We start from the raw sequence: 10,057 nt of genomic DNA, 5'->3' as shown, positions 1-10,057 counted from the left end.
TGTCAAGCCCGCGCATGACGCGTTTTAGCGAGCCGGAATCCACTTGCTCGCGCCCCCGGGGCACCACCAGTATCGGCCATCACGCCGTGATATCGAGCAGCGATTTTGTCGTGTCAGCGTAAGCCTGAATGACCTTCGCATTGGCCGCGAAGCTGTATTTCGCGGTGAGCAGCTGAACGAACTGGGTGGCGAGATCGACATTCGGCGCGGCGATCAGGCCATCCTGGTTGGCGAAGGGCGAGGCCGGTTCATATTGCGGCAGATAGCTCGGCGAGACCGCCGACACGGTCGCGGCCGTGCCGCCGGGCGTCGAGCCATTGGTCTGATCGACCTGGTTGACCTGCAACGGCACATAGGCCGAAAAATTCGAACTGCCGTGCCGCCTGATGTGTTCGATCCATCGGTCGCAGGCAACGGACCCGTCGTGAGGGCGTTGGCGATGTTGCTTGCGGTCACGTCGAGACGCAGACTGGCCGCAGAAAGCCCGGAAGTCGCAATCGAGAGTGTGCTCATGCACTCTCGTCTAGCGGATAAATCATACTCGCTTCTTCACGCCATCTCTAAAATGCGACGCTTCCTGTTTTCGTTGGCCTAACCCACCGTTCCCCGGATGTTGTGCAACGTGCTTGCGGTGCGCTGCTGATCCGCAACGTCGCGCTGCGCCGCGTCCGGGACATGGGAGTCACCACCTATTCCGCTGCCTGCGCGTTGATTTCCGCCGAAACCTGGCGAATGGCGCGGGCGAGCTGCTCCGGCGGCTGCGCGCCCGAGACCGCGTATTTCTGGGCGAAGACGTAGGTCGGCACGCCTGAAATACCCTTGCTCGCGGCTTCCTCGGCCTGCGCCGAAATGACTGCGACATCTTCGTCGGTCGCAAGACGCCGGCGCGTCTCTTCCGCGTCCAGTCCACATTCGGCCGCGGCCTGAACCAGCACGTTGAGGTCGGTGAGATCGCCGCCATCGCGGAAATAGAGCTCCATCAACCGCTGCTTCATCTCGGCCGCGTTGCCCTTGGCTTCAGCCCAGTAGATCAGGCGATGGCAATCGATCGTGTTCGGCTGCCGCTTCACCAGGTCCGGGTGATAAGTCAGCCCCTCCTCGCCCGCCGCAGCGACGACGCGTCCCGCGATGCCCTTATAGGCATCGACCGAGCCGAACTTGGTGGTGAGATAATCCTCGCGGCTGATACCCTCGCGCGGCACCCACGGATTGAGGAAGAACGGCCGCCAATGCACCTCGACCGGAACATCCGTCGCCAGCTTGAGCGCATTCTCGATGCGGCGTTTGCCGATGTAGCACCAGGGGCAGACAACATCGGAAACTATGTCCAGTCGAAGCGGTTTTGGGGTGCTCATGGCGCGCCCTCCTTTCGGATGCTCGCCCAGAGATAGGCCGGCGGACGGCCACAAACAAGGAGCCTATTTCAGGCTCTCCGACTAGCGGTCCGATTCTAACATTCGCATCCCTCCTCAGCGGCCACTTTTGCGAATGTTAGAATCAAAGGACCGCTAGCAAACATTGGATTCTAGCGGAGCTTTGGATTTGACATTCGCTTTCCGACTCGCGGCTAGGGGCGGCGAATGTCAAATCCGCTCCGCTAGCTTCCGCAAGCGCTCGGCGGTGAGTTCATCCACCGGAAAGAACGTCTCCAGCGCCAGTTCCGACAATGTGACGTCGACCGGCGTGCCGAAGATCATCGTCGCCGACATGAAGCTCAGGACATCGCCGCCGAATTTGAGCTTGAACGGGATGGCGACGTTGTCGGGCGGCAACGGCGCCGATCTCGCGGGAAGCGGATAGGATTTCAGTTCATCATGGAGCTTGATGAGGCCGGGGTCGGCGGTGGCTTCGCATTGGTGACGAACACGTTCGAGCAAATGCCCGCACCACTCGGCGACATTGACGGTGCGGCCCGCGAGCGCCTCGGGATGAAAGGCGAGTCGCATGATGTTGATAGGCGGAGACAGCAGCCGCTGCGGTACGCCCGCAAGCAGCGGCATCACCATGCGGTTGGCCGAGACCAGATTCCAATGCCGGTCATAAGCGAGCGCGGGATTTGGCTCATGCGCCCGCAGCACGAGATCGATCGCGGCGCGCGCCGATTTCAGCGCCGGATCGTCGAGTGCGCGCTGCGGAAAAGCGGGGGCAAAGCCTGCCGCGACCAACATGATGTTACGCTCCCGCAAGGGCACGTTGAGCCGCTCCGCCAATCTCAAGACCATGTCGCGCGAGGGCGTCGAACGGCCGGTTTCCACGAAGCTCAAATGCCGCGTCGAAATCTCGGCATCACCTGCCAGATCGAGCTGGCTCAGATGCCGCCGCTGCCGCCACTGGCGCAAATGTTCGCCGACATGGCGCGGCGCGGTCCGCTCGGCGTAGCTTGTCGTAGTCTGAGCATTCATGCGGGAGAACGTAACACGTCGCCTCTCACCTTCCATTACCTTCTACGTAATGGAATTGCGGCGCGCCACAGATCATCGTCGGGGTCAGAGGAGATGACACGTCATCCCGGCGTGCCGATCCATCTCCGCCCCACGAAGGAGACCCCGATGATCTATCCGTCCCCGCTACTGCACCGCGCCCTCCAAGCCGACGCCATCTTCAGCGGCACAGCGGCCGTATTGCTGACGCTGGGCGCTGGCGAGTTCGCTCCGCTGCTCAATTTGCCCGAGGCACTCTTGCGCGAAGCCGGCCTCTTCCTGATTGTCTATTCGGCTTTTGTCGGTTGGCTTAGCACGCGCACCGGCTTTCCGAAGATTCTGGTTGTGGCGGTGGTCGCGGGCAATGCTGCCTGGACGCTCTCCAGCATCGTCCTGATCTTCAGCGGCGCTGTTACGCCCAACGCACTGGGTGAAATAGCGCTCGCTGCACAGGCGATCATAGTCGGCGCATTGGCCGAGCTGCAATTCCTCGGCCTGCGCCGGAGTGGCGGAATGGTCGCGGCCTGAACGCAGGGTCTCGCCGATGGTCGCGGCGGTGATTGGGTTAGCTCAACATCACCGCCGCGACCATTCCGACGAGCGTCAATGCGAGCCCGGCCACCAACATCGGCACCAAACTGCTGCCGGAATAAGGATTACCAGCGTTTTTCGTGGTCATGAGCTTGCTATGGTTGTTCATCGAGCAACCTCCTCTTTGCGCCGAAACCTTTCGCCGAGACCGAGCAACACGCCATTCGCACCGGCAACGCCGAGTTCAAGGCTTGCCGCGATGCGGTGCGCCCGTTCGACGAAATGAGCGGCAGCTTCGGGCGGACAGACCTCAGCGGCAGTCGCCTCGAACAGCGCCAGCCAGCGGTCGAAATGCGCAGCATCGATCGGAAGCGGCAGATGCTTCGGCATCGGCGCCCCGTGGTAGCGGCCGGACATCAGCGCGACCGACGACCAGAACGCGCACATCTGCTGCAAATGCGGCTCCCAATCGCGGATGCGCGCATCGAAGATCGGCCCGAGCATCTCGTCGGCGCGGACCCGCTCGTAAAAGCTGCGCACCAGACGATCGATCATGGCCTCGGTGATGCCGGTCCGGGCGGTAATGTCGGCGACGATCTGTTCGCGCCGTTCTAAAGGCGTCATGATCTCTCCATGGAACGTGAAAGCTTAAATAGGTATTTCAAATACCTATTTAACAGGCTAGGATGAATTTGCAAAGTCCCGCGTCCGGTTTCAGAGATTGGTTTTTGAGAGGCTGCCATGCGCCTGACGTCGTTCACCGATTTCGCGCTGCGCGCGCTGATGCGGCTCTCCGCCGAACCGGAGCGGATCTTCGCCACCAGCGAGATCGCGGCGGAATTCGGCATCTCGCGTAATCACCTCTCCAAGGTGGTGGGCGATCTCGCCGACGGAGGCTTCATCTCCACCCAGCGCGGTGCGCGCGGGGGTTTCAGCCTGGCGCGGCCGCCGCAATCGATCACATTGGGCCAGGTGGTCCGCGCGCTGGAAGGTTCGAGTGCGCTGGTCGAATGTTTCAGGGAAGATGGAGGCGATTGCGCGCTCACGCCCCGCTGCCGCCTGAAAGCGCGGCTCGCCGCGGCCCGCGAAGCCTTTATGCGCGAGCTCGACGGGACGACGCTCGCCGAATGCGCCTACCCCGCGCGCCCGCGCCGGAAACCCGCAGCATGATGTGAGCGAACGTCGGGATCGGAGCGTCACTGCCCGGCGCGTCTTACCCAGAGGCCTGCTGAGCCTCATCGGTGGTCGCTGCTGGCGCGGCGAAATTTGAAGCCGTGAAGACCGTCGACGCCTCCGCCGTTGCGCGGGTCACCTCTGTGACGGCAGGCATGCTCGCAGCCTGAGGCGCCACAGGAGCAGCGGCGGCCGGTTTCGATCGGCTGCGCCGGGCGGTTACACCATTCCGGCGAACGCCGTCGGCGACCTTGCGTTTGGTCCGGTTGCTTCCAGCCTTGAGGCGGACATTGGGCGTCTTGGATTTGCTATCGAGCTTGCGCTTGCGGTCGGGCTTGAGCTCAGCCTCTGCCTTGCTCTGTTCTTTGGCTCTCTCTTTGGCTCTCTTGGCCCTGACGCGCCTGGCCGCTTCTTCCTCCGCCTCTTTTTTGGCCTTTCGCTCGGCCTTTTTCTGCTCCCTGGCCTTCAGCCGCAGCCGTTCAGCCCTCGCCTCGGCGCGCTTCTTCTTGCGCTTTTTCTCGCAGGCGTCGCACTTGCAGCCGATCGGCTTCAGATAGGCTTTGAAATAATCGGTGCCGTAATCGTAATTGATCTCGTCGCCCGGCTCGATGTTCTTGATCGCACGGATGAAAACCTTGCGCTTGCGCGGTTTGACGTCGCTTTCCGCATTCGGCCTGCAGGCATGGTTGATGTAGCGGGCGACGTTCGCGCGCACCGAACCGTCGATGGTCCAGCGATTGTTCAGCTCGAACAGGTATTTGTTCTCGATCGCATCGTCTTTTTTCTTCCTGGAATCCAGCAGCGGCCCAAAATAGCGGATGATTTTGGCGCCCTTCTTGATCCTTTTGGTAGCGAAGAGGCCAAGTCCGGTACGGGAGCGGCCAATGCGAAAGGGCTTCTTCGATGAAATGTCAGGCATGCGATGGGACAACTGCGACGCTGAGAGCTAGGGGAAACGTTCTAGGACGATTCCATGCAAATGTCAGGCCCTTCGCAGGATCGGCATGAACCTTACCCAGCTTCGCATGGTTCCTTTAGGACGGCCTCGTCACCGATGTCGTGAGCATCGCATCAAGCAACGTCACGACGTCGGTACCCTTGGGCAGCCGATCGAGGATGTCGCCAAGCCTGCCATCGAGCAGCAGCATCGTAAAGCCATGCACCAGCGACCAGGCCCGTGCAATCGCCGCCGCCTGGACGAGCGACAGCGCCCTGGTCTCAATCGCCTCGTGACGCTGGGCACCGATCGCACCCGCAAGCCCCGCGAAAGCGGCATTCGCCGCCTCATGGAGCGCCGGCCGCTTCATGTCGAGACGTTCGGTGCGAAACATCAATCCGTACATGCCGGGATGCGCCTGCGCGTAGGCGACATAGGCCCTGGCGCGCGCCAGCGCCTTTTCCGTCGCGGTATCGCCACCGAAATCAGCAGCAGCCATGGCCGCGTTGAACTGCCTGAACCCGATTGCCGCGAGTTCGCTGACGAGACCCGTGAGGTCGCCAAAATGATGAGTGGGCGCCGCATGGGACACGCCGGCTTCGCGCGCCACTGCCCGCAGCGTCAATCCGGAAAGCCCGTCGCGCTCCAGCAATCGCTCCGCTGCTTCCAGCAGCGCGGCATGCAGCGCGCCATGGTGATAGGGCGCGCTCTCGCCCGAGATTTTCGACCTCGCCGTGCCCTTCGCGCGCGCCGGACGCGCTGCCGTCACGCGCCGCGCCCGGCCGCGCGATGATTGCGCCTTCGATTCAGCCCTGACTGTCATGACGCCAATATAAGGTCTGATGTTTACACTGTAAAGATTTTGCTTGACGCGCCCTGCGCCAAAGCCTAATGATATCTTTACATCGTAAAGATTTGGGCATGGGAGCCACCTGATGCGAGAGGAAGTCGCAAGCAAGACGATCCGTAGCAACCGTGGCCCGATCTCGTTCGAATCCGACGCGCCCTATTTGCGGATTACCGGCGAATTGCCGCGCGAGCTGAACGGCACGCTGTACCGCAACGGCCCCAATCCGCAGTTCGATTCCCCAGGCGCACACTGGTTTGTCGGCGACGGCATGCTGCACGCCTTCCATCTGGAGAACGGCCGCGCCAGTTACCGCAATCGCTGGGTACGCACGCCAAAATGGCTGGCCGAGCACAACGCCGGCCGCGCGCTGTTCGGCGGTTTCGGGCGCAAGCTGGCCGACGCGCCGGCTTCGCTGGCCGATGGCGGCGTCGCCAATACCAACATCGTCTTCCACGGCGGCAGGTTGCTGGCGCTGGAAGAAGCGCATCTGCCGACCGAGATCGAGCCGGGAACGCTCGCCACGCGCGGCTACAGCAATTTCGACGGCGCAATCGATGGCCCCTTTACGGCCCACCCCAAGGTCGATCCCGTCACCGGGGAATTGTTCTTCTTTGGCTATAATGCGAGCGGTCCTCTCACCCCTACCCTTTCGTTCGGATCGATCGACGCCAGGGGCAACGCGACGCGCTTCGACCGTTTTGAAGCCCCCTATGCCAGCATGGTGCACGACTTCATCGTCACCGAACGTCACCTGCTGTTTCCGATCCTCCCCATCACCGGCAGCATGAAGCGCGCCATGCGTGGCCAGCCGCCCTATGCCTGGGAGCCCGACAAGGGCGCTTACGTCGGCGTCATGAAGCGCAACGGCGACGCCAAGGACATCGCCTGGTTTCGCGGCGAGAGCTGCTACGTCTTCCACGTCATGAACGCCTGGGAAGAAAGCGACCGCATCATCGCCGACGTCATGCAGTTCGAGGAAGCGCCGCTGTTTCCGTACCCGGATGGCACGCGCACCGATCCGAACAAGTCGCGCGCGCGTCTTTCGCGCTGGACCTTCGACCTCGCCGGCAACACCGACCGCTTCCTCCAGACTTATCTCGACGACGATCTCACCGGCGAATTCCCCCGCATTGACGATCGCCGCGCGGGCCTTGCCAACCATCACGGCTGGTACGCCTGCGCCAATCCCGATCTGCCGATGTTCGAGGGATTTTCCGGCATCGCCCATGTCAACGGCAAGGGCAAGCGTCTCGCCAAATATCTGCTGCCCGCGGGCGACGCCATCTCCGAGCCCGTGTTTGTCGAGAAAGCCGTGGATGCCGCGGAAGGCGACGGCTGGCTGCTTGCGGCGGTCTGGCGCGCAGGCGAGAACACGAGCGACCTAGCCGTTTTCAACGCGACCGACATCGAGTCCGGCCCCATCGCGCTGGTGCATCTCGGCCACCGCGTCCCCGACGGGTTTCACGGCAACTGGGTGAACGCTGCCTGAGGCGCGGAGCTGGCTCATTCGAAGGAGAACACCATGCGGGACGTCTTTGTCAGGCTCGGCACCGATTTCCTGTCCTCGATCCTGTTCGCAGCGGTTTATTTCATCACCGGCAACATCGCGCTCGCGACCGGGATCGGCATCGCCGGCGCGATTCTGCAGGCGATCCGCGCCCGCATCAAGGGCAGTGAACTCGGTTTCATGACCTGGGCGAGCCTTGGGCTCGTCATCGTGCTCGGCACCGCCACCCTCTTCACCAACGACCCGCGCTTCGTGCTCGCAAAACCCTCGATCGCGCATTTTGCAATCGGCGCCATCATGCTCAAGCGCGGCTGGATGCTGCGCTACGTGCCGCCGATCGTGTCCGAGACGATTCCAGAATACGTCACCATCGCCGGTTTTGCCTGGGCGGTGCTGATGTTCGCACTGGGGCTGGGCACCATTGCGGTGGCGATGACCGGCGACATGAAGCTCTGGGCGATCTACGTCTCCTTCGTGACCGTCGGCGCGAAAATCGCGGCCTTCGCCATCCAGTATGTCTCCTTCCGCCTCCTGATCCAGAGCCGCCGGCGCGAGCGCGCCGCCAACGCCTGAGAACCTGTTTCCCGGCATTGGGCTTGAGCTGGAAGATACGCTATACGGTTTGGCGCGAGAACAGCTGGAGACCAAGCGAATGGCCGCGGACGGAAACTGGAACATCACCATGACGACGCCGATGGGCGACCGTGAGGCAACGCTGAGCCTGAAAAGTTCAGGCGGCACGCTCACGGGCACCCAATCCGCCGAAGGCAATTCGGTCGAGATTTTCGACGGCAAGGCCAATGGCGACGATCTGTCCTGGAAAGTCTCGATCACGAGCCCGATGCCGCTGACGCTCGAATTCACCGGCAAGGTTTCCGGCGACAGCATTTCCGGCGAAATGGGCATCGGCCCGATGGGCAGCTTCCCGTTCACGGGAACGCGGGCGTAAATCCCTCTCCTGTCCCCCGCGCGGCGCGCCACCCAGTGGGGCATCGCAGATGCGGAACCCACTCCCCTCAATGGACCCCGGATCAGCTGTGCAACGTTTCACGCTGCACAGCGTCCGGGGAACGCGCGGCCCGTGGATCGGCTGGTCCGGGCCAAATCGGGCCGCAATGTCATCCCAGTTTCCGACTAGTTTCCGGCGCAATGATTCTCTGCTGATTCGGCGGATGGTCCGGAGCGTTGAGGATATTGGATGGCATTTTTCAAGCGAGAACTCCCCCCGGTTGAGCGGTTCGAAACTGCGCTCAGGGATAGGCGTGCGGCCCGCCAGAAGCAGGCCGACCGGGTCAGCGCCATTGAAGCGGTTGTTGAGGAAAAACGAGCCGCGGCCGAACGGCTGGCAGTGGCCGGTGCGACCGCCGACAAGCTTGGCTGGGCGGAGACCAGGCTGCGCGACGTCGAGGAGCGCGCCAAGGCGCTGCGGGCGGAACTCGCGGAGTTTGACGAGCAGATCGCCTCGACCGAGCGCGCATTGGCTGAGGCCAAGGCGCAACGCGAGCGCGACAGGCTGGCGGATCAGATCGAGACCATGGCCCTCGCCATCGAGCAGGCCGCGCCGGGATTTGGCGCCAGTGCCATGGCCCTGGTGGACGCCGTCACCAAAAGCCCCGCGTCCGTGCTGGAGGCGACGAGGTTTTCGACCAGCGTCGATGCGGTGCGCCGGGAGGTTCTCGCGGCCTCGGACTTGATCTGCTGGCAGCTGCGGTCCGCCGCGGTACGCACCCGCGCCGGCAACGCCAATATCGAGACCGGCGTGCCGGCCGAACCCGAGCAACTGCCAATTGACGAGATCGATCGGCAATTGATCTACACGCTCAACCCGCTGCTTTGGCGCGAGAGCGGCGAAGCGCGCAGAGCGCCGGCGTTCGTGCTGGTGGAGTTGCCAAAAATGTTGGTGCCGGTCGCGCTGCGGCATCATCACGTGGATCATCTCAATGCCCGGCGCGTGCAGACGCTGATTCACATTCATGGCAGCGAAGGGTCGCAAGGAGAGCCCAGCCCCGACGATCCGCAACTCATCGATCTCGATGCGCTTGCCGCGGAGGGTGAGAGCGTCGAGGCCAACGTCGCATGAACACGCGGCTCGCCGGGCGCGAGACAGCGGCTTCGTTATTCGAATTTCAAACAGCGCATTCCGCTTTGCGTCATCGCGAGCGTAAGCGAAGCGATCCAAAATCGCGCCGTCATTCCGGGGCGCACCGCTAGGTGTGAACCCGGGATCTCGAGATTCCGGGTCTGGTGCTAACGCACCATCCCGGAATGACTGAACTGGGACTGGATTGGTTCGTCGCACTCACAATAACCACCTCGTTCAAGGCACACCTCCGCCTCCCCGCGGCGAGATTCGTCCGGGCGATGCCAAATCGTTGTCCCTCCTTAAATCAGAGGGCACAGGGAAGGCCGGGTGTTCGTGACACCCGCAGCCTCGTATGCGAAAGTAGAAAGCATACGAGTTAGTCACCACGGGTACGCCGAACAGATCCGGCCTTCCCTGCGCGAGTGGTTTTAACGGCTTCCTTCGTGCTCTTCCTGGTGATCGGGCTTTCTTGCCACCATCCCCGGCGCAACGCGCAAGCGTTGTCGCCGTGTTAACGCCAGCGTCGAGGCGCCAGAACCACACGACTTCACCGTCC

General features: G+C 62.6%; 14 protein-coding genes. 6 read left to right on the top strand and 8 right to left on the bottom strand.

The window, feature by feature from the left end:
- Positions 1-79: 79 nt before the first annotated feature.
- From M6D32_RS13470 to M6D32_RS13455, 4 genes are all read right to left on the bottom strand, one after another.
- Positions 80-286 carry a flagellar basal body rod C-terminal domain-containing protein gene (locus M6D32_RS13470; protein ID WP_298256884.1) on the bottom strand — a complete coding sequence of 69 codons (207 nt, stop codon included), beginning with the start codon at positions 284-286 and terminating at the stop codon, positions 80-82.
- Positions 214-513, bottom strand: coding sequence for a flagellar basal body protein (locus M6D32_RS13465; RefSeq protein WP_298256882.1), 300 nt, complete (start codon positions 511-513; stop codon positions 214-216). Before M6D32_RS13465 ends, M6D32_RS13470 begins: the two co-directional genes overlap by 73 nt.
- Positions 514-689: 176 nt before the next feature.
- On the bottom strand, positions 690-1,355 hold the full coding sequence (locus tag M6D32_RS13460; RefSeq protein ID WP_298256880.1) for a DsbA family oxidoreductase: 666 nt from the start codon (positions 1,353-1,355) through the stop codon (positions 690-692).
- Between the two features lie 228 nt (positions 1,356-1,583).
- The gene (locus tag M6D32_RS13455; RefSeq protein ID WP_298256878.1) at positions 1,584-2,402 is read right to left on the bottom strand and encodes a helix-turn-helix transcriptional regulator; all 819 of its coding nucleotides are present in this window, start codon (positions 2,400-2,402) and stop codon (positions 1,584-1,586) included.
- A 147-nt stretch (positions 2,403-2,549) separates the two neighbouring features.
- Here M6D32_RS13455 and M6D32_RS13450 point away from each other — a divergent pair, with 147 nt between their 5' ends.
- Positions 2,550-2,948, top strand: a complete 399-nt coding sequence (locus M6D32_RS13450) for a hypothetical protein (protein ID WP_298256876.1) — start codon at positions 2,550-2,552, stop codon at positions 2,946-2,948.
- Between the two features lie 37 nt (positions 2,949-2,985).
- Here the strand turns inward: M6D32_RS13450 and M6D32_RS13445 are convergent, their stop codons facing one another.
- A complete protein-coding gene (locus M6D32_RS13445) occupies positions 2,986-3,120 on the bottom strand; it encodes a hypothetical protein (protein ID WP_298256873.1) in 135 nt (44 codons plus the stop codon).
- Positions 3,117-3,575 (bottom strand): group III truncated hemoglobin, encoded by a 459-nt coding sequence (locus tag M6D32_RS13440; RefSeq protein ID WP_298256871.1) that lies wholly within the window; start codon positions 3,573-3,575, stop codon positions 3,117-3,119. Before M6D32_RS13440 ends, M6D32_RS13445 begins: the two co-directional genes overlap by 4 nt.
- Before the next feature lie 117 nt (positions 3,576-3,692).
- Between M6D32_RS13440 and M6D32_RS13435 the strand changes: the two genes are divergently transcribed.
- Positions 3,693-4,121, top strand: a complete 429-nt coding sequence (locus tag M6D32_RS13435) for an Rrf2 family transcriptional regulator (protein WP_298256869.1) — start codon at positions 3,693-3,695, stop codon at positions 4,119-4,121.
- 43 nt (positions 4,122-4,164) lie between these two features.
- Here the strand turns inward: M6D32_RS13435 and M6D32_RS13430 are convergent, their stop codons facing one another.
- A complete protein-coding gene (locus M6D32_RS13430; RefSeq protein ID WP_298256867.1) occupies positions 4,165-5,043 on the bottom strand; it encodes an SET domain-containing protein in 879 nt (292 codons plus the stop codon).
- Positions 5,044-5,158: 115 nt separating this feature from the next.
- Positions 5,159-5,884: a TetR/AcrR family transcriptional regulator gene (locus M6D32_RS13425; RefSeq protein ID WP_298256865.1), complete on the bottom strand. Its 726-nt coding sequence runs from the start codon at positions 5,882-5,884 to the stop codon at positions 5,159-5,161.
- Positions 5,885-5,996: 112 nt separating this feature from the next.
- Between M6D32_RS13425 and M6D32_RS13420 the strand changes: the two genes are divergently transcribed.
- The 4 genes from M6D32_RS13420 (at position 5,997) to M6D32_RS13405 (ending at position 9,498) form a co-directional block, all read left to right on the top strand.
- Positions 5,997-7,400, top strand: a complete 1,404-nt coding sequence (locus tag M6D32_RS13420) for a carotenoid oxygenase family protein (protein WP_298256863.1) — start codon at positions 5,997-5,999, stop codon at positions 7,398-7,400.
- A 33-nt stretch (positions 7,401-7,433) separates the two neighbouring features.
- A complete protein-coding gene (locus M6D32_RS13415) occupies positions 7,434-7,991 on the top strand; it encodes a septation protein IspZ (protein WP_298256861.1) in 558 nt (185 codons plus the stop codon).
- 79 nt (positions 7,992-8,070) lie between these two features.
- Entirely contained in the window at positions 8,071-8,367 is a 297-nt protein-coding gene (locus tag M6D32_RS13410) for a hypothetical protein (protein WP_298256859.1), read from the top strand.
- 249 nt (positions 8,368-8,616) lie between these two features.
- Entirely contained in the window at positions 8,617-9,498 is an 882-nt protein-coding gene (locus M6D32_RS13405; RefSeq protein ID WP_298256857.1) for a hypothetical protein, read from the top strand.
- Positions 9,499-10,057: the final 559 nt, after the last annotated feature.

Source organism: Bradyrhizobium sp. (assembly GCF_027307225.1).
In the GTDB taxonomy this organism is placed as follows: domain Bacteria; phylum Pseudomonadota; class Alphaproteobacteria; order Rhizobiales; family Xanthobacteraceae; genus Bradyrhizobium.
The sequence above is the reverse complement of the archived record's forward strand: the minus strand, read 5'-3'. Positions and strand labels throughout refer to the sequence as shown.